Consider the following 18902-nt stretch of genomic DNA (forward strand, 5'->3'; position numbering starts at 1 on the left):
TGGCGTCCCCTAGGGGATTCGAACCCCTGTTACCGCCGTGAAAGGGCGGTGTCCTAGGCCTCTAGACGAAGGGGACGCACTAAAAAATCTTGGTGGAGCTAAGCGGGATCGAACCGCTGACCTCTTGCATGCCATGCAAGCGCTCTCCCAGCTGAGCTATAGCCCCACACTTTTATGTTTTTTGCCAACTTACGTTAGCGCTGAACACGGGGCGCATTCTAGGGTGCCACCGAAAATGTGTCAACAGTTTTTTCTGTCAGTTTATTTGTTCGGCCATTTTTTAGACGCCATGCTGAAATTATCAGCAAAAAACGACGAAAAAGACTGTTTATATAACGGCTTAGGCAAACATAAAGCCTTACTGCAAACTGTTTGCCGTGACAAAATTAAAAAACAAATCTTTGCCTGGCAACGGAACATCGTGTTCTGCGATTTTTTTGTATAAACTAGCAGCAACCGCATTGCTGAAAAGCAGTGTGTGGCTGATACAACAAAAGGATGAGATATTATGTACGAGAAGTACTACGGGTTCAGGGAACGACCTTTTCAGCTTACCCCCAACCACCACTGGTTTTATGCGAGCAAGTTACATAAACGCGCCCTCGCCTATCTGCAATATGGTTTATCCCAGGGCGAAGGCTTTATTGTTATCACCGGTGATGTTGGTACCGGTAAAACCACCATTGCCAATCAGTTGCTAAGCCAGTTAAACCAGGATGAGATTATTGCCAAACAGATCGTCACCTCCAAACTGGAGCCGGACGACCTAATCAGAATGATTGCGTCCAGCTTTAATCTGGTTGTTACGGAGCACAGCAAGGCCAGTTACCTTGACGCTATCTACAGCTATCTGAAACGATTACACGCACAACATCGCAGAGCGCTATTGCTGGTCGACGAAGCACAGAACCTGCCACTGGCTTCTATAGAAGAGCTGCGCATGCTGTCTAACTTTCAGCTAAATGGCAAACCCCTGCTGCAGAGCTTTTTACTCGGTCAAAACGAGCTCAATGCCATAGTCCAGGCACCGGATATGGAACAGTTCCGCCAGCGTATTATTGCTTCATCTAATTTGTCAGCGTTTCAGTTGGAAGATACCAAAGCCTATATTCAATATCGCCTGCAGCAAGCCGGTGGTGATCTTCAGCTACTACAAGATGATTGTTATGAGTTAATCCAGCAGCATAGCCGCGGTATTCCGCGCAAAATTAACACCACTATGGACAGGATACTGCTGTTTGGCTATTTGGAGGAGTGTGCAGCCATCAGCGTTGATAACGTCAACACTGTACTGGAGGAAATATCTCAGGAAATTGCCAACCAGGCACCATCAGCAGCCCATCCTGCCGTAAGACAGGCATCAACGCCGACATCTCAAGATGCACGTAAAGAGCTTTCTCTGATGCTGGACAGCGAGCTGGAGCAGAAAATAAAAATGGCAAAAGAACTGGATGCCTTACTGAAAAGGCAACAACATTTACTCAGTAGCCGCGATGAGAAAGACAATTAACCTTAGGCTAAGGTATTGAGGGTTCAAAATTTATGGCTGTAGGTCAACCAAACACGGTCTTCTTCGATATCAAAACTATCGAGTGTTGAATTACGCATAACCCGACGCACACTGGCACTTACATCAGCGTTGTTGTTGATCTTATGATTAACACCAAGCTCAAGCGAGCTATTGCTGTCTCTGCGTTGCCCGGAACTGTAGTCTATTTCATAGTACCGGGCATTAAACAGTAATGCATCGTGCTGCGACAGCTGCCACGACGCCTGCATTGAAAAAGTATTACGCTCAGTAAGCCTGGCGGACTCGACATATTCATCTTCGTTTTTACTGGCCTGCACACTCAAGGCAAGCCTGTTTTTACTGTAACCTACAGTCAAGGCGGCAGAACGACGCTTAATAACTTCTTCACTAAGCTCAAGCTCAACATCAAACAACTGGCGAAAAGACTCTCCGGTGCCTAATTCATAGTTATTAGACGGTGGCCTGAAGCACTCGCTGATCTGAGTTACCCCATCCGGACAGACAAAGATGCCTAAATCTTGAAATACCTCTTCCAGTGAAGACTGCGTTTGCACCGAATCAGTCAACGCCAGTCTGACAGACAAAAATCGCATGTTATAGCTTGCCTGCAAATTGGCCGTCCTGCCAAAATACCGCCGGTCCAGATTATAAGACAACGTAGTGCGCCGGCTGGGAGCCAGAAAAACTTCCATACCGACATAAGTACCACTGGCATCAGCCTGGCTTGAATCATTGTTTCCGGTGGTATAGCGATTTTGCGTCACATTAATACGCGACGCTCTGCCAAATTGATACTCCAATCCTACACCGTAAGAGCGAAACTCATTACTGAAGTTACTGGTGTTGTCATTGCTCTCATAACTGCCGCGGCCAATTAAGGAAAGACCCGGCGCAAGCGGCATTCCGGCATTACCATTGGCACTTTTGCTGACAAAGTCGTCCCTGGCTTCACGTTCAGTTTTCCGATAGTTACCATTGAACTGCCAAAACAACGTAGATTGGCGTGTTGCACTACCTAAATCCAAAGTAGCGGCGTAGGAGTTATTGTCAAAATCGCCCGAGCCATCATCAACCTCAGGTGCTTCAGAGTGCAACTCACGATACGATAATCCCAGTTGAGCGCGGACATCGGCGGTTCTTAAGGTAGTAAAACCAAGATTTGCGCCATAACTTGTCGTCTTCGATAAATTTTCAGAGCCGGTGATGATGTCTGAAAATACGCCGTTTTGCGAGTTACGCACCCTGTTATTACTGCTGGCATTTAAGCCGAAGCTAAGCCGCTTATCGTAAGCCGTAGCCAGATTACGCCAACTGTATTCTGTCAGGCTTTTGTGTGAACGCTGGGCATCTTCATACCACACCGCCTCATTTTGCAGATACAATGACGAAGACAGGTTATTACCTGTCGCATTAACCCTTAGCGATGGCGTAACAAGAGCCGCCAGACCTTTGTCCACCCCGGGTGACTGTTCCTCATCCCGTACCCAAAAGGCATAGGACCCCAGTTCCAGTTCAGGGCTTATTCTCACATCTGCCGCAACTGCTCCGCCAGTTACAACCGGCAACACAATGCTACCGGCCATAATAATACTTTGACTAACGCGGCAGTGTTTCACCACCTTAGCCTGCGCCATAGTAATAACCATAACCATAACCTTTACCCTGATTACGGTGCGCTTTGTTAATGAGAAAACCGGTGGCAATATCTTTGGGTAACAATGTTACCGCTTGTTCGATTTCGGCGATTTTAGTACGGTTTTCTTCCAGAACCACAACTGCCTGACCACACATGGACGCCATTACCGCGGTTTCATTAACCCCCAGTAGCGGCGGCGCATCAAAAATAACGATACGGTCATGGTATCGCGAAGCAAACTCATTGGCCAACATCAACATACGCTCACTGGCCAACAGTTCTGTTGACAAGTGATGCGGTCTGCCGGCGGTGATGATCTTTAACCGCTCAACATTAGTGCTAAGCATAATATCAGAGACTTTAATCTCATCTGATAACAGGTAGTCCGTCAAACCGATATCGTATTTTATGTTCAGGCTTTTCGATACACTTGGCCGCAAAACATCACTGTCAACCAGCAACACCGTTTTGTCCTGCTCCAAGGCAATACTCAAAGCCAAATTAATAGCAGAAAAGGTTTTACCCTCTCCGGGCCTGGAACTGGTTACCAAAATAAGATTCGAGTGTTTTAATGTGCTGCTCAGAGCACCAAAGGCATTGTTAATCAATTTGCGCTTTATCACCCGATACTCTTCGTTAATCAGACGACGCTCACTGGACAACGAAACAAAGTTCTTTTTCTCCAGCTCCGGCAAATTTAACTCAATAAAGGCTTTATGTTCTGCAGGTTCAGCAATATTAGCCGTTACCGCAGCAGCAACTGGCCCGGCTGTGGGCTCATTGCCGGCCTCTGTTACTGCCTGAGTGCGTTCAATCGTGCTTAACGGTTTGGTATCAGACTGCTGAACCTGTTTGTTGATGGCTTTTTCAATAATACTCACCGGATAACCCTCAATAACAATTCAGCGGACCGACCAAACAACACCTCATTGCTCAATAACGCGATGTAACAGAGCAGTAACCCGCCACTGAGCATAGCAAAATACACAAAGTGCATTCTGACCTGCTTCAAAATGGCGTACTTATCCGTATGTGATACCACACCAAATACCGGAAAATCAGTAATGCTCTGTAACTGCGATGCACGAGTCAGCACCGGTGATATCAAACTGCGTAAAAATGCTAAACAGATCCCCAGCGCAATCCCGAGGAACAGCACCAAGGTATAAAACAAACCACGATTTGGCCCGGACGGTGTCAAAGGTACCCGCGGCGGTTCAATAACATTGAACTGCACATCTTGCGCGGATGCATCGGCTCTGCGGGATAATTCCGCAGATTCCCGTCTGGACAACAAGGCTTCGTATTTTGACTTGGTAATATCATAGTCGCGGTTTAATCCGGTGAATTCAGCTTCTATTTCCGGAATTAAGTTAAGCTTACTTTCCAGCTCCGCTACGTTATCCTCATATGCTTTCACCCGTACCTTGGTCGACGCTACCTCCGTCTCCAGTCTGGAGACACTGATGCGCAGTTCCTGATACACTGCATTCTGATTCAGATTAATATTTTGCCCGGGATTCTCAGCTGAAATTTGCGCTAATGTTTCCAGTTCAGCATCGCGATCTGTTTCCAGTTGCGTTAGTAAACGTTTTGTTTCTAACACATCCGGATGAAACTCGGTGTAACGGATCAACAAACTGTCCAGTTGTGATTGTAAACTCTTAATTCGTTCGTCGAACTGTGTAGCTGGTCGGTTAGCACTGCCGGTAAAAGGTACCACGCCAAATACCGGCTCTTCACCTGCCAGTTGACTCCTGGCGGAACTTAATCGTGTTTCCAACTCCCGCAGAGCCAACTTAGCTTCTTCTAACCGGCTCTTTTCATTGCTGATCTGGCTGTAGTAATCACTTTGGTTACCCGGCAGCATATTCATACGATGTTTTTTAAAATCGGATAAACGAATTTCGGCTTCCATTAAACGCCGCTCGTAATCCGCTATCTGGTTATTCAGAAATCGCTCTGCCGTTTGTGAGTCAGCGCGGCTGGAGCCAAGTTGGCCCTCAACAAAGTTATTCAGCGTTTCCTGCACCACCTTTAACGCCATTTGCGGCTGCGGGTTACTGTATGAAATGAGGTAAATATTTTCCCGCCCGGATGCCGATATCTTGATCTGGCTTTGCAAACCATCTATCAGCGCCTCAAAAGCTTTATCGTCTTTGGCCTGAATATCCAGATCAGTGGCGCGGGCAATTTTTTCCAAATTAGGCCGGCTTAGCAAGGTTCTGGCCATCAACTTGATTTCATCATCACTGTTGGTGCGCAATGCCAGTCCCTGCAACAAAGGCTGCAGCACAGTACTGGTTTCAACGTAAAGTTTAGCGTTGGCTTCAAAGGTAGGTGGCATATTGTAGACATAAAACCAGCCGGCCGGACAAATTAACCAGGCGGTAATTACCACATAACGCCGGCGTATCCACACACCTTGTACATAGGTGTAAACCTGCTCAATTGCCTGTTGTAACTCTCTCATGTATCACTCCCTGAACCTGCGCAGCTAACCCTTGCTGCTTAAAACCATGCTTGCGGTATTATGATAATATCGCCAGGCAATATATCAACATTAGCGCTGATTTCTCCTTCACGAATAAGGTTATCCAGTTGCAGATCATACGTATGTTGCTGACCATCTTTAACTCTGACTAATTTGGCCGCATTACCATCAGCAAATTCGGTTAAACCGCCAACAGCAATCATCAAATCTAACAAGGTCATATATTCACGATAACTGATAGCCTGAGGATTCGCCGCCGCGCCAATTACTCTGACTTGCTCACTGTATGGGCCAACAAAGCCGGTCATCGATACTGTTACCACGGGATCGCGAATATACTTACTCAATATGGCTTCCATATCCCTGGCAAGCTGGGTAGGCGTTTTGCCACTGACAGGCACATCCTCAACCAGGGAGGTGGTAATTTTTCCATCCGGTCTGACAATAAAGCCTCCGGACAATTCCGGGTTACGCCAAACGAAAATAGAAACAGAATCACCGGGCCCTATCAGGTACTGGTAATTATCGACTGAAGTAGTGAGGGAGCTTTGCACTGTTGCCTGCGGCAACGGATTAACTGAGCAGCCTGACAAAAACAGGCCGAAAATCAATATTAAACCGCAATATCCTTTCGCAGATGACGCCATCATAGTACTGGTCCTTTTACTGATGCTCTGACAATATAACTTAAAAATTTACGCTTGTGATGCAAAAAAAGAAAATAAAATTTCTGTTTTGCCGTAGAAATAGTATAATTACTGAGCTAAATTTTGCAGATGGACATGCAAGACAGGTCTGCAACAGCCTAAACGCAATGGATGCACAAGGATGTCGTTATGAGTATAGCAAGTCGTTATGGAAGAAATACGATTGCAGATAAGCTGTTTCTTCTGGGTGAGTTGGTGCTGCTGGCCCTCTCCAGTATGCTGGCCAGTTATATCTACAGTTTTTATGCCTCCCCAATTTCTCTTGATCACCGTTTAATCAATGCGCTGATATTCGCAGCGTCGGTCATGCTGTGTGCCCTTTCGGTTGGCTTGTATGACCAAAAGCTACGCGAAGGCCAAAAAGGCATTATCAAACGTGTGGTTATTACCTTAGCTTTTAACGCAATCTTGCTCGAATTTATCGTGTTTCAGCTGTTTTCGTCATTGCATATCAGCACCTTGTACCTTGCGATAGCATCAGGACTTGCAGCTTTACTACTATCTTGCTTTCGCGCACTGTTTCACTACCATGACATCACCCGTATCAGCAGGCGACGGATATTAATTTTAGGTGCCGGTGAACGGGCTTCTATTATCGAGCGCCGCATGCGTCGTAATGTCGACAAACGTAATTTCGAAATTTTCGGCTTTACCCCGATAGAGGGTGACAAAAATGCAGGTATTCCGGAACATCGTTTGACCCGCTTCGATTATCAGAATGACCTGTTTCAATTTGTGTCTGAAAACAACATTGATCAGTTGGTGATTGCCTGTGATGAGCGGCGTAATATGCTGCCGGTTGAGCACTTGTTTAAATGTAAAACACGCGGCATAGATGTTATTGAAATACTTGATTTTATTGAGCGGGAAACCGGTCAGATTGCGGTAAACCTGATTTATCCCAGTTGGGTGATTTACGCCAATGGCCTGGATTTAAATCAACGCTTTAAAACCAATCTCGATTATAAACTGAACCTGATCCTCGCGGTCCTGTTGCTGGCAGTAACCTGGCCAATTATGTTAATCACCGCCTTACTGATTTACCTGGAGGATGGTCGCAGTACCGGTGCCCCCATTTTTTACCGCCAACTGCGCGTAGGTTTTGACGGCAAGCCTTTTTATATTCTTAAGTTTCGTAGCATGCGCCTCGATGCAGAAAAAAACGGTGCGCGCTGGGCCACAACCAACGACGACAGAGTCACCAAAGTTGGCCGTATTATCCGTAAATACCGCATAGACGAATTGCCGCAGCTAATGAACGTATTAGCCGGCGAAATGGGCTTTGTTGGTCCACGGCCGGAGCGTCCGGAGTTTGTCCATCAGTTAGTGAAAGACATTCCCTACTATAACCAACGGCATAATGTTAAACCTGGTTTAACCGGCTGGGCACAGCTGAAATATCCTTATGGTTCAACGGCTGAAGATGCGCAGGAAAAACTGAAGTTCGACCTGTATTACATTAAGCACCGCAGCTTGTTTCTCGACTTGATGATCCTGATCAGAACAGTAGAAATCGTGTTGTTCGGTAAAGGGCGTTGATACTGATGCCATTACCCGTAGTAAGAAGTAATGCTCTAACGGTAGATGTTGAAGACTATTTTCATGTGGCAGCATTTGATGCCACAGTATCACCTGAACGTTGGGGCTCGTTGCCGCAGCGGGTGGAACGCAACACAGAAATATTGCTACAGCAGTTTGACAAACATCAGGCCAAAGCTACCTTTTTTATTTTAGGCTGGGTTGCCGAGCGTTATCCGCAACTGGTCAGGCAAATACATGCCGGCGGCCATGAAGTGGCCAGTCATGGCTACAACCACGCTAAAGCGTCAGTGCAAACAGCAACAGAATTTGCTACCGATGTGCGCCGCGCTAAAGCCTTGCTTGAAGACATCACCGGTGTAGCAGTTACCGGCTACCGCGCGCCGAGCTTTTCAATTGGCAAAAGTAATGAATGGGCCTTTGATACCCTGGCTGAAGAAGGGTATCTGTACAGCTCCAGTACCTATCCGGTGGTACACGATTTATATGGTACGCCGGATTGGCCGCAACAGCCGTATAAAAGACCGGAAGGTATTTGGGAATGCCCGATGCCGGTATTAAATAAACTGGGTAAGCAATGGCCCATCGCCGGCGGCGGTTACTTTCGCCTGCTGCCGTATTGGTTAAGTAAAAGGTGTATCGACAGCTACTTAAAGCAAAGCAGCACACCTTATATGTTTTACTTTCATCCGTGGGAGATTGATCCGCAGCAGCCCAGATTTGCCAGCGCTCCACTAAAATCACGCCTGCGGCATTATACCAACCTGCAGCGGATGGAGGCCAAGCTGGAACTGTTATTACAAGATTATCAGTGGCGTAGTGTAAAAGAAGTTTATCAGTCGTATTTTGTTTAATTAAAGGGAAGCTGATGTATCAATTGAATACATTGTCGCTCATGGACGAGCAAGCAGTGGCATGGGATCAGTTTGTTAATAACTGCGAAGAGGCGACTTTTTTTCATTTGTCCGGCTGGCAGCAGGTTGTTGCTGCCTGCGGCCATCAATGTCACTACCTGTATGCCACCGAGCACGACACCATTGTCGGTGTGCTGCCGCTGGCCAGAGTAAAAAGCGTACTGTTTGGTGATGCCCTGGTATCCACGCCGTTTTGTGTCTACGGCGGCGCTTTGGGGGCGCCACAAGTGAAACGCTTTTTAGAGCAGGCCGCCATTGAACTGGCAACATCACTAAACGTGCATCATCTGGAACTGCGCTATAAAACCGTGCAGCAAAACAGCTTTACCACCCGCAGCCAGCATGCTTATTTTGCCTGCTCCCTGGCCGACGACGCTGAGCAGATATTAGCCAGCATTAAAAAGAAACAACGTGCGGTTATCCGGCACGCGCTGAATTCAACACTGACGTACACCTTAGACAGCGACAGCAGAGATTTTTACCAAACCTATTCCGAGAGTGTCAGAAACCTCGGCACGCCGGTATTTAGCAAAGCTTTTTTTAATAAAATCAGTGAAGTATTTCCGCATCACTGCGAAATCCTCACCGTCCGGCAGCAGCATAAAGCCGTATCGTCGGTGATGAGTTTCTATTTTAAAAATGAGGTGTTGCCCTACTACGGTGGCGGCATCAGCGATGCCAAATCGTTGAAAAGTAACGACTACATGTATTACCAATTGATGTGCCATGCCAGATTGAACAAAGCCTGCACGTCGTATGATTTTGGCCGCAGTAAAGTGGACTCCGGCGCCTACCAGTATAAAAAGCACTGGGGCATGACGGCGGTGGAACTGCCTTATCAGTACTATCTGGTCAAGGCAGAATCGTTACCCAATCTCAGTCCTGACAACCCCCGGTATCAGCTGTTTATTAAGCTCTGGCAACATCTGCCATTAGCCGCCAGTCAGTGGCTGGGGCCAAAACTTTCGCGCTATCTGGGGTAACGGTATGCAAATTAATTTTCGCCACTTCACATTAAGCCCCGTCTTTGCCAATCGCCATTACGCCGCGTTATTGGCCTTGCTACTGTTATGGCTGGTCGCTTTTTGGTCTACCTTAAGCTCAATGGTAGAAATTTGGCAACGCTCTGATACCTTTGCACATGGTTTTCTTATCTTCCCCATCAGCCTGTATCTGATCTGGCAAAAGCGGCAGCACATCGCAGCCACGGCGCTTAGCAGCAGTTTAGCCGCTTTGTTGCCGCTGGCGATATTATTGTTAGCATGGTTTTTTGCCGATGCCGTTAATGTGAATGTGGTAAAACAACTGGCGGTGATACTGCTGCTGCCAATGCTGGTTTGGTTGTGTTGTGGCCGGCAATTACTGTACCTGCTACTGTTTCCGTTAGCTTACCTGATTTTTGCTGTCCCTATGGGTGACGCCCTGGTTGCGCCGATGCAACTGATCACCGCCGACATTACCGTGGCGGCGTTGCGGCTGGCGGATATCCCGGTGTATCGCGAGGGCCTGTATTTAAGTACGCCCACCGGATTATTTCTGGTAGCCGAAGCGTGCTCCGGTGTGCGCTATCTGATTGCCTCTTTTGCCCTGGGCACGCTGTTTGCCTATCTGAACTACCGCCGCTGGTATAAGCAACTGGCGTTTTGTCTGGCTGCGATACTGGTGCCGATCCTTGCCAATGGCATCAGAGCCTTTGGTATAGTGCTGATAGCCCACCTGACCGATATGAAACACGCCGTTGGCGTTGACCACCTGATCTACGGTTGGTTGTTTTTTGGCGTGATTATTTTCCTGATGTTTTATATTGGCAGCTTTTGGGCTGACCAGGCACCTGCCGTACCGCACTCTGTCAGCAAACAACGCCGTGGTGCACCGCTGTTAGCCGCAACCCTGGCCGCATTTTTACTGTCTTTACCCTTTAGCGCAGCTTATTTACTGCCACCGTTAAATGCATCGCCGGCATACAATACGCAGCTGTTGCAGCAGCAGCTTAAACTGGTTCCGCCCGGTATCCAGCAGCCACAGTTTGTTGATAGCTCAGCAGCATTATCCGGCAAGTGGCAGCATAACAATGCGGAGATCTGGTTTTACAGTGCATTTTATCAGCATGTCGATAATGCCAAGCTGGTCAGTTGGCACAACCAGCCTTATCAGCGGGCGCATTGGACTCCGGCAGCGCAGCAGCAGCAATGGCTTGAGTTGGGCGAGCAGCGCCTGCAGGTGCAGGAAGTTGATTTACGCGCCAATGACGGCACGCGGCGTTTGTTATGGTATTGGTATGGCAGCGGCGACTATTTTTCTGCTAACCCTTATCTGATCACCGCAGCCCAGGCACTGGGCAAGGTATTTCATGTAAGTCAACACGGCAGTTTTTACGCCCTGAGTATTTATTATGAACATGATGTCGCTGCTGCCAGGCTGCAACTGCAGCAGCAGTTACAGCAGCAGTTACCGCTGCTAAAACAAGCCAATAACACCACCTTGCCCGCCGGGCCGCTGACCGCTTTGGAGCGTACACGATGATCGACGGCACGCCGCCGGCATCAGCGCTGGCCGCAGCAGGTACCACAGAACAGCTGCATATTTGTCATATCGTCTGGAGTTTTCGTACCGGCGGGCTGGAAAATGGCGTGGTGAACCTGATTAACCAATTGGACCAGCAGCAATTTCGTCACAGCATTGTTTGCCTGACCGATTACGACGCCGGCTTTTTTCAGCGCATCCACAGCGGCAACGTAGCCATCTACCCATTGCATAAAAAACCGGGCCACGATATCCACTCATTTCTGCGCTGCTACCGCTTATTACGTCAGTTGCGTCCGGATATCTGCCACAGCCGCAATATCGCCGCGCTGGAATATCAGCTCAGTGCCTGGCTGGCCGGTGTGCGTTATCGGATCCACGGCGAGCATGGCTGGGATATCAAAGATTTAGCCGGCGTTAATCGCAAATATATCTGGTTAAAACGACTGTGCAGACCGCTTGTTAATCAGTATGTCAGCCTGTCACAGGAAAACCTGAGTTATTTGCAGCAGCAAATTAAGGTGGCTGCGCCCAAGCTGAACCTGATTTGCAACGGCGTTGATACGCAAAAATTTAACCTCACCGCCAGAGATGCCTCTGCCCTGCCGGAGATACTACGCAGCAGTAACCGCGTTATTTTTGTCAGTGTCGGGCGCATGGTAGCGGTAAAAAACCACCCGCTGTTGGTTAATGCATACATTGAGCTGTGTCGCGCCGATACGCAATTTTCTGCCGCCACTGCTCTGGTCATTATTGGCGAGGGGGAATACCGTGCGCCGCTGTGGCAGCAACTGCAACACGCCGGGTTAGCACAGCAATGCTGGTTGCCTGGCAACCGCGACGATGTGGCCGCCATCTTACCCGGCTGCTCAGTCTTTGTGTTGCCGTCTTTAGCAGAAGGTATTTCAAACACTGTGCTTGAAGCCATGGCCAGCGGCCTGCCGGTGATTGCAACTGCAGTTGGTGGCAATCCGGACTTAATCCGCCACGGCGACAACGGCTGGCTGGTGCCATCAGAAGATGTCGCGGCCCTTAAACAACAGATGCTGCAATGTTACCAACAACCACAGCAGCGCCAAACCGCGGCAGTAGCGGCACGCCGTGCAGCCGAACAACAATTTAGTATTGCTGCCATGGTAAGTCGCTATCAGGCACTGTACCAAAAAGCATTAACACCAGAGGAAGGTTAACATTATGTGCGGTATCGCCGGTATTTTACACCTGCAGGATAATAACCAGGTTGACAGCAACATTCTGACCAGGATGAATACCATACAGTCACACCGCGGCCCGGATGCCGATGGCTTTCACTATGAACCAGGCTTGGGTCTGGCGCACCGGCGGCTGTCGATTATTGATATCGCCGGCAGCCATCAACCGCTGTTTAATGAAACCGGCGATGTGGCAGTGGTTTTTAACGGCGAAATTTATAACTTTGCCGAACTGACTGCCGAACTGACCGCCAAAGGCCATATATTCTCCACCCATGGCGATACAGAAACCATAGTGCATGCCTGGGAAGAATGGGGAGTAGACTGCGTCAAGCATTTTCGCGGTATGTTTGCTTTTGCGATTTGGGATCGCCCCAAACAGCAGCTGTTTCTCGCTCGCGACCGTTTAGGCATTAAGCCGCTGTTTTATGCCGTATTACCCGGCAACCAGTTGCTGTTTGGTTCCGAATTAAAGGTAATCACTGCCCATCCGGCTTTTAGCAAGGCGCTGTATTACCCGGCTATTGAACAGTATTTCACCTTTGGCTATATCGCCGAGCCCAATACTATCTACGCCAATGCGTTTAAACTTAATCCCGGCCATTATTTACTGCTGGATAAACAGCAGCCCACTACGCTGCGGCAACAACAGTACTGGGATGTCGATTTCTCGGCACCGGCCCTGGCTGAGCCTGAGGTGCGTGAACAACTGTTACCGCGGCTGAAAGAAGCGGTCGATATCCGCCTGATTGCTGAAGTCCCGCTGGGGGCTTTTTTATCCGGGGGTGTCGACTCAAGCGCTGTGGTGGCCCTGATGGCACAATTACAGCAGGATAACGCCGTAAATACCTGCTCTATCGGCTTTGATGATAAACGCTTTGACGAAAGTGATTATGCCAACAGAGTAGCGGAGCAGTATCACACCAATCACCGCACCGGCCTGGTTGACCGCGATGATTTTTCGCTGGTTGATAAATTAGCTGACTTGTATGACGAGCCCTATGCCGACAGCTCTGCGATCCCGACTTACCGCGTATGTCAGCTTGCCAGACAGCACGTTACGGTTGCCTTGTCCGGCGATGGCGGAGATGAGCTGTTCGCCGGTTATCGCCGTTACCGTTTTCAGCTACATGAAGAAAAAATGCGTGCCATGCTCCCGGCAACTGTGCGACAGCATTTATTCGGCCCGCTCGGCCGTATTTACCCGAAACTGGACTGGGCACCGCGTTTTGTCAGAGCCAAAACAACCTTTCAATCGCTGGCAATGACAGCTTTAGCCGGCTACTGCGACACCGTGTCGGTAATGCGGCCGCAGGCGCGGGCGCAGTTATTCTCACCCTACTTAAAGCAACAACTGGCCGGCTACCAGGCTACAGAAGTGTTTGAACGCCATGCTGCTAACGCCAATACCGACGATGCCCTGAAGCTGGTGCAGTATCTGGATATGAAGACCTATTTGCCGGGTGACATCCTGACCAAGGTAGACCGTGCCAGCATGGCGCATTCGCTTGAAGTGCGGGTGCCTATTTTAGATCATCACTATGTTGAGTGGGCCGCCAGGATCCCGTCAGCATTGAATATTCAACAGCAGCAAGGCAAAGCCGCGTTTAAACAGGCGTTAGAGCCGCACCTGCCACACGACATTTTATACCGCAAAAAGATGGGGTTTGCCGTACCGCTGGCCAGTTGGTTCAGAGGCCCGCTACGTGACACCTTACAACAAGCGCTGTGTAGTGAGGCCCTGACCGACTCGGGGTTATTTAATCAGGCATTTATTCAACAGCTGTATCAACAACACCAAAGCGGTCATCATGATCACAGCTCTGCGCTGTGGAGCTTGCTGATGTTTGCTAACTTTTACCGGCAACAGTTGGGGTAAGCTATGTGTGGTATTCATGGCCTGGTTGCCGTTAAACGACCACAACACTTTGCGCCGCACTGGCTGGAACTGATGGGCGATATTACAGCGCACCGCGGGCCTGACGACAGCGGCCAGTACCTGGCAGACAATATTGCCCTGGGCATGCGCCGCTTGTCGGTAATCGATTTAGCCGGTGGTCATCAGCCGATCAGCAGTGACGACGGCCAACTGGTACTGGTATGTAACGGTGAAATTTATAACTACCGTGAACTGCGCGCCGGCTTAAGCCATTGCCGCTTTAAAACACAATCAGATGTAGAGGTGATCCTGCATCTGTATCAGCAGTACGGTGTGGACTGCCTGCAACATCTGAACGGTATGTTCGCCTTTGCGCTGTGGGACAACCGTAAGCAACAGCTTATGCTGGCACGTGACCGGCTGGGCATCAAGCCGTTGTACTACGGGCAGAAAAACGGTTATCTGGCGTTTTCTACTGAAAGTAAAGCCCTGCTGGCATTACCGGATTTTCAGGCACAAGTGTGCCCGCACGGTTTACAACAATACCTGAACCTTGGTTATGTGCCGGCGCCCTACTCGATGTTAGAAGGCATTAATAAGCTGGAGGTTGCCAGCTATCTGCTGATTGGCCCCCAAGGTATAGCGCAGCACCGCTACTGGCAGCCCGACTTTACGCCGGCAGAACCCTGCACAGAACAAAGCTGGGTGCGGCGCATCCGCCGGCAGCTGGAGCAATCGGTTGAAATGCAAATGGTCAGTGACGTGCCGTTGGGCGCTTTTTTGTCCGGCGGCGTTGACTCCAGCGCTATAGTGGCGCTGATGTCGCGCCACAGCGCCAGGCCGGTTAAAAGCTATGCCATCGGCTTTGATACCGGCAATGCCGGCCAGTTTTATAACGAACTGCCCTACGCCCGTGCCGTTGCAGAACAATTTGGCACTGAGCATCGCGAAATTCTGGTGCAGCCGGATGTGGTCAGCCTGCTGCCTAAACTGCTGTGGCATATGGATGAGCCGGTAGCCGACAGTGCTTTTATCACTACCTACCTGGTATCACAGTTTGCCCGCGAAGATGTTACCGTTATTTTATCCGGTGTCGGCGGCGACGAGCTGTTCGGTGGTTACCGCCGCTATCAGGGAGAACACTACCTGCAGCAATACCGTAAAGTGCCGGCCTGGTTACGCCATAAGGTAATCAGCCCGTTGGCCGGCAAGTTGCCCGGCGACAGGCATTCAAAATGGTTAAATACCCTGCGACTGACCAAAGCCTTTGTCCAAAGTGCTGAGCTGAGCGACGATGAGCGCTATTTGCGTTATATGCAGGTATTCAGCCCGGAGCAAAGCCGGCAACTGCTGAGCGGCAATACCGAAGCGACCAGCCTGTTACAGCAGCATTATCGTAATAGCAAAGCCAACGACGGCTTATGGCGGATGTTTGATACCGACCGGCAAACCCAGCTGCCGGATGACTTATTGTTGCTAACAGATAAGATGACCATGGCAACGTCACTGGAATGCCGCGTGCCTTTTCTCGATCATAAGATGGTTGAACTGGCCGTTAGCATACCGCCGGCACTGGTGATGAAAAACGGCCGGCTGAAACACCTGCTGAAAGAGGCATTAAGCGATGTGTTACCGGCCAGCATTCTGGACCGGCCCAAGCGCGGCTTTGGCGCCCCGCTTGGCGCTTGGCTAAAACAAGAACTGGCCGGTTTGCTGCAGCTGTTTATTAACCGGGAATGCATTGAACGGCGCGGCCTGCTAAGCTGGCCGCTGATAGAACAGACCCTGACACTGCACCTGGCCGGACGCGAAGATCACACCGATCATTTGCTGGCCTTGCTAAATCTGGAAATTTGGTGTCAGCTGTATATTGATGGACACAGCGCTGAGCATATCAGCGAGACAATCAGGATGTCGGCATGAAAATTTTGTACCTTTGTCATCGTTTTCCTTTTCCGCCCAAACGCGGCGGTAAGATCCGGCCGTTTAACATGATCCGCCACTTTCATCAGCAGGGGCATCAGGTGTATGTCGCCTCGTTGGCCCGCTCCGCGGCCGAAGCTGCAGAAGGTGAAGGCATACGTGAGCATTGCAGCCACTATTTTGCGGCGCCGGTCGATGACAAGCTGCAATTTGCCCGCATGATAGTGCGGCTGCCCCTGCTAACCCCTTCATCAATGGGCTATTTTTACAGTAGTGCCCTGGCAGCGCATGTTCGCCAATTGCTGGCAGAGCATCAATTTGACTTAATCTTTGTGCACTGCTCTTCAGTGGCGCAATATGTTGCCGATGTGAAGCATATTCCGAAAATCCTCGATTTTGGCGATATGGACTCACAAAAATGGTTGGCGTATCGTGAATTTAAACCTTTCCCGCTGAACCTGGGCTATTTGCTCGAAGGGCAAAAAATGCTGCGGGCAGAAAAGCAACTGGCAACAAAATTCGATATCAGTACCTGTACCACTAAAGCTGAGCTGGACACCTTGCAAAGCTATCAGGCCGCACCGGCCACGGCCTGGTTTCCCAACGGCGTCGACACTGACTACTTCTGCCCTGATGCCGACGGCAGCAACTACGAAGCACACAGCATTTCGTTTATCGGCCGCATGGATTACTACCCGAATCAGCAAGCCATGCTGCAGTTTTGCGCCGCTGCCTGGCCGCTCGTGCTGGCACAACTGCCCGACGCCAGGCTGTATATTGTCGGCGCTGAGCCCAGTGCTGAGATCCGCGCGCTGGCTAAACTACCCGGTGTCACCGTAACCGGCAGTGTCGCCGATGTACGGCCGTTTATCCGTAACACCGCAGCCATGGTAGCACCACTGAAAATCGCCAGAGGTACACAGAATAAAATTTTGGAAGCCATGGCAATGGCGGTACCGGTTATCAGTAGCAGCGAAGCGGCCGGCGGCATAGATGCCGTCGTCAATGAACATTTTCTTATCGCCGATACGCCGGCAGAGCTGGCGCAACAAGCGCTTAAGCTGATGACGCAGCCGCAACTGCGTCAGCATTATGCTGCAGCAGGCCGGGCCAGGATGCTCAGCAACCATCAGTGGCATTTATCCATGCAGCAATTAGACAGCATCGTTACGCGCTGTCTAAACTTATTTCAGGAAAACCGGGTCACTCAAAGGGAAGTGCAATTATGAATATCAGTATTTTTGGTTTGGGCTATGTTGGCGCCGTCTCACTGGCGTGCCTGGCGCGCGACGGTAATCAGGTAATTGGCGTAGATATCGACGCCGTTAAACTGCAACTGATTAAAGATGGTCAATCACCGGTAATTGAAGAAGGTATGCCGCAGCTGATGGCCGACATGGCAGCCAGTGGCCGCGTGCGGGTAACACAAAATGTGCAGGATGCAGTTAACCAGTCAGAAGTATCCTTTATTTGTGTCGGCACGCCGTCACAAAGTAACGGCAGCCAGGATCAAACTGCGGTGCTGCGGCTGGCAGAGCAGTTAGGCCGTGCCCTGGCGGGCAAACAGGGGCACCATACTATAGTGTTCCGCTCTACTCTGTTGCCGGGTACTGTTGAGGGCAGCCTCAAAGCGTTGCTGGAGCAACATTCAGATAAAAAAGACGGCGTCGATTTTGATATTTGTTTTCAGCCGGAGTTTTTGCGCGAAGGCAGTTCAATTAAAGACTACGACAACCCGCCTTTTACCATCGTTGGGGCCAATACCGAACGCGCGCACCAGCAAATGCAGCGCCTGTTTGGCCATTTACCCGGCGTGTATCACAAAACCGATGTGAAAACGGCCGAAACGGTAAAGTACTTCTGCAATATTTTTCATGCGTTGAAAATTACCTTTGCCAATGAAGTGGCCAGATTATGCGAAGGTTTAGCGGTAGACCCGTTTAAAGTGATGGATTTGCTCTGCGCCGATAAACAACTGAATATTTCGCCGGCTTACCTCAAACCCGGCTTCGCTTTTGGTGGCTCCTGTTTGCCCAAAGATCTGCGCGCTATGCAGTATGTTGCCAAGCAAGCCGACATAGAGATCCCTATGCTGTCACAGGTACTGGCATCCAATGCTGTGCATTTACAACAGGCAACCAGAAAAATTCTGGCGCTGGGCTGTCGCGACATCGGCATGATAGGCCTGAGCTTTAAATCCGGCACCGACGATTTGCGCGAAAGCCCGCTGGTTGATTTGGCAGAATACCTGATTGGTAAAGGCATGCACCTGAGTATCTATGATCCCGAGGTGAATTTATCCCGCTTACTCGGCGCCAACAAAAAGTTTATTGAAGAGTCGATCCCGCATATCGGTGAGCTGATGACACAGGATGTCAGTGCCGTGCTGGCCAACAATAAAGTGATTGTCCTTGGCCTGAACGACAAAGCCCTGGTAGAACAAGTGCTGGCCGGTTTGACGGCAGAGCATATCCTGGTTGACCTGGTGCACCTGAAACAGCCGCAGGCTGTTAAGGCCCGCTACATAGGTTTGTGCTGGTAATGC

At 49.7% G+C, this 18902-nt stretch carries 14 protein-coding genes and 2 tRNA genes; 10 read left to right on the forward strand and 6 right to left on the reverse strand.

The features are described 5' to 3' along the window. Both ACTZWV_RS09340 and ACTZWV_RS09345 read right to left on the reverse strand, forming a co-directional pair. Nucleotides 1-76: transfer RNA gene (locus ACTZWV_RS09340), tRNA-Glu, on the reverse strand. Nucleotides 77-90: 14 nt separating this feature from the next. Continuing rightward, nucleotides 91-166: transfer RNA gene (locus ACTZWV_RS09345), tRNA-Ala, on the reverse strand. 342 nt (nt 167-508) lie between these two features. On the opposite strand from ACTZWV_RS09345, the gene ACTZWV_RS09350 reads away from it, so the two are divergent. Beyond that, nucleotides 509-1510 carry an ExeA family protein gene (locus tag ACTZWV_RS09350; RefSeq protein ID WP_444786283.1) on the forward strand — a complete coding sequence of 334 codons (1002 nt, stop codon included), beginning with the start codon at nt 509-511 and terminating at the stop codon, nt 1508-1510. Between the two features lie 23 nt (nt 1511-1533). Here ACTZWV_RS09350 and ACTZWV_RS09355 read toward each other — a convergent pair whose 3' ends face one another. The 4 genes from ACTZWV_RS09355 to ACTZWV_RS09370 are packed head-to-tail and all read right to left on the reverse strand — an operon-like array spanning nt 1534 to nt 6311. Beyond that, complete coding sequence (locus ACTZWV_RS09355) at nt 1534-3183, reverse strand: TIGR03016 family PEP-CTERM system-associated outer membrane protein (protein WP_444786284.1); 1650 nt, start codon at nt 3181-3183, stop codon at nt 1534-1536. After that, nucleotides 3152-4048: an XrtA-associated tyrosine autokinase gene (locus ACTZWV_RS09360; protein WP_444786285.1), complete on the reverse strand. Its 897-nt coding sequence runs from the start codon at nt 4046-4048 to the stop codon at nt 3152-3154. The genes ACTZWV_RS09355 and ACTZWV_RS09360 overlap by 32 nt, the downstream gene beginning before the upstream one ends. After that, nucleotides 4045-5640 (reverse strand): XrtA system polysaccharide chain length determinant, encoded by a 1596-nt coding sequence (locus ACTZWV_RS09365; protein WP_444786286.1) that lies wholly within the window; start codon nt 5638-5640, stop codon nt 4045-4047. Before ACTZWV_RS09365 ends, ACTZWV_RS09360 begins: the two co-directional genes overlap by 4 nt. 38 nt (nt 5641-5678) lie before the next feature. Further along, nucleotides 5679-6311 carry an XrtA/PEP-CTERM system exopolysaccharide export protein gene (locus ACTZWV_RS09370; protein ID WP_444786287.1) on the reverse strand — a complete coding sequence of 211 codons (633 nt, stop codon included), beginning with the start codon at nt 6309-6311 and terminating at the stop codon, nt 5679-5681. Nucleotides 6312-6497: 186 nt separating this feature from the next. Here ACTZWV_RS09370 and ACTZWV_RS09375 point away from each other — a divergent pair, with 186 nt between their 5' ends. The 9 genes from ACTZWV_RS09375 to ACTZWV_RS09415 are packed head-to-tail and all read left to right on the forward strand — an operon-like array spanning nt 6498 to nt 18899. After that, nucleotides 6498-7907 carry a TIGR03013 family XrtA/PEP-CTERM system glycosyltransferase gene (locus ACTZWV_RS09375; RefSeq protein WP_444786288.1) on the forward strand — a complete coding sequence of 470 codons (1410 nt, stop codon included), beginning with the start codon at nt 6498-6500 and terminating at the stop codon, nt 7905-7907. A gap of 5 nt (nt 7908-7912) precedes the next feature. Then, nucleotides 7913-8761, forward strand: a complete 849-nt coding sequence (locus ACTZWV_RS09380; protein ID WP_444786289.1) for an XrtA system polysaccharide deacetylase — start codon at nt 7913-7915, stop codon at nt 8759-8761. A gap of 14 nt (nt 8762-8775) precedes the next feature. Further along, nucleotides 8776-9804 (forward strand): FemAB family XrtA/PEP-CTERM system-associated protein, encoded by a 1029-nt coding sequence (locus ACTZWV_RS09385; RefSeq protein WP_444786290.1) that lies wholly within the window; start codon nt 8776-8778, stop codon nt 9802-9804. A gap of 4 nt (nt 9805-9808) precedes the next feature. Further along, nucleotides 9809-11344 (forward strand): exosortase A, encoded by a 1536-nt coding sequence (gene xrtA, locus ACTZWV_RS09390; RefSeq protein ID WP_444786291.1) that lies wholly within the window; start codon nt 9809-9811, stop codon nt 11342-11344. Beyond that, complete coding sequence (locus ACTZWV_RS09395) at nt 11341-12534, forward strand: TIGR03088 family PEP-CTERM/XrtA system glycosyltransferase (RefSeq protein WP_444786292.1); 1194 nt, start codon at nt 11341-11343, stop codon at nt 12532-12534. The genes xrtA and ACTZWV_RS09395 overlap by 4 nt, the downstream gene beginning before the upstream one ends. A 4-nt stretch (nt 12535-12538) precedes the next feature. Beyond that, complete coding sequence (locus tag ACTZWV_RS09400; protein ID WP_444786293.1) at nt 12539-14434, forward strand: XrtA/PEP-CTERM system amidotransferase; 1896 nt, start codon at nt 12539-12541, stop codon at nt 14432-14434. 3 nt (nt 14435-14437) lie between these two features. Then, on the forward strand, nt 14438-16357 hold the full coding sequence (gene asnB, locus ACTZWV_RS09405; protein ID WP_444786294.1) for an asparagine synthase (glutamine-hydrolyzing): 1920 nt from the start codon (nt 14438-14440) through the stop codon (nt 16355-16357). Further along, a complete protein-coding gene (locus tag ACTZWV_RS09410; protein ID WP_444786295.1) occupies nt 16354-17586 on the forward strand; it encodes a TIGR03087 family PEP-CTERM/XrtA system glycosyltransferase in 1233 nt (410 codons plus the stop codon). Before asnB ends, ACTZWV_RS09410 begins: the two co-directional genes overlap by 4 nt. Next, a complete protein-coding gene (locus ACTZWV_RS09415; RefSeq protein WP_444786296.1) occupies nt 17583-18899 on the forward strand; it encodes a nucleotide sugar dehydrogenase in 1317 nt (438 codons plus the stop codon). The genes ACTZWV_RS09410 and ACTZWV_RS09415 overlap by 4 nt, the downstream gene beginning before the upstream one ends. Nucleotides 18900-18902: the final 3 nt, after the last annotated feature.

The sequence above is a fragment of the Rheinheimera sp. NSM genome (genome assembly GCF_052380015.1).
Taxonomy (GTDB): Bacteria; Pseudomonadota; Gammaproteobacteria; order Enterobacterales; family Alteromonadaceae; genus Alishewanella.

Excerpts from the sequence above, each read along its gene's own strand:
- ACTZWV_RS09350 (WP_444786283.1), top strand. The coding sequence starts at position 509 with ATGTACGAGAAGTACTACGGGTTCAGGGAACGACCTTTTCAGCTTACC.
- ACTZWV_RS09355 (WP_444786284.1), bottom strand. The coding sequence starts at position 3,183 with ATGGTTATGGTTATTACTATGGCGCAGGCTAAGGTGGTGAAACACTGC.
- ACTZWV_RS09365 (WP_444786286.1), bottom strand. The coding sequence starts at position 5,640 with ATGAGAGAGTTACAACAGGCAATTGAGCAGGTTTACACCTATGTACAA.
- ACTZWV_RS09370 (WP_444786287.1), bottom strand. The coding sequence starts at position 6,311 with ATGATGGCGTCATCTGCGAAAGGATATTGCGGTTTAATATTGATTTTC.
- ACTZWV_RS09375 (WP_444786288.1), top strand. The coding sequence starts at position 6,498 with ATGAGTATAGCAAGTCGTTATGGAAGAAATACGATTGCAGATAAGCTG.
- ACTZWV_RS09380 (WP_444786289.1), top strand. The coding sequence starts at position 7,913 with ATGCCATTACCCGTAGTAAGAAGTAATGCTCTAACGGTAGATGTTGAA.
- ACTZWV_RS09385 (WP_444786290.1), top strand. The coding sequence starts at position 8,776 with ATGTATCAATTGAATACATTGTCGCTCATGGACGAGCAAGCAGTGGCA.
- xrtA (WP_444786291.1), top strand. The coding sequence starts at position 9,809 with ATGCAAATTAATTTTCGCCACTTCACATTAAGCCCCGTCTTTGCCAAT.
- ACTZWV_RS09395 (WP_444786292.1), top strand. The coding sequence starts at position 11,341 with ATGATCGACGGCACGCCGCCGGCATCAGCGCTGGCCGCAGCAGGTACC.
- ACTZWV_RS09400 (WP_444786293.1), top strand. The coding sequence starts at position 12,539 with ATGTGCGGTATCGCCGGTATTTTACACCTGCAGGATAATAACCAGGTT.
- asnB (WP_444786294.1), top strand. The coding sequence starts at position 14,438 with ATGTGTGGTATTCATGGCCTGGTTGCCGTTAAACGACCACAACACTTT.
- ACTZWV_RS09410 (WP_444786295.1), top strand. The coding sequence starts at position 16,354 with ATGAAAATTTTGTACCTTTGTCATCGTTTTCCTTTTCCGCCCAAACGC.
- ACTZWV_RS09415 (WP_444786296.1), top strand. The coding sequence starts at position 17,583 with ATGAATATCAGTATTTTTGGTTTGGGCTATGTTGGCGCCGTCTCACTG.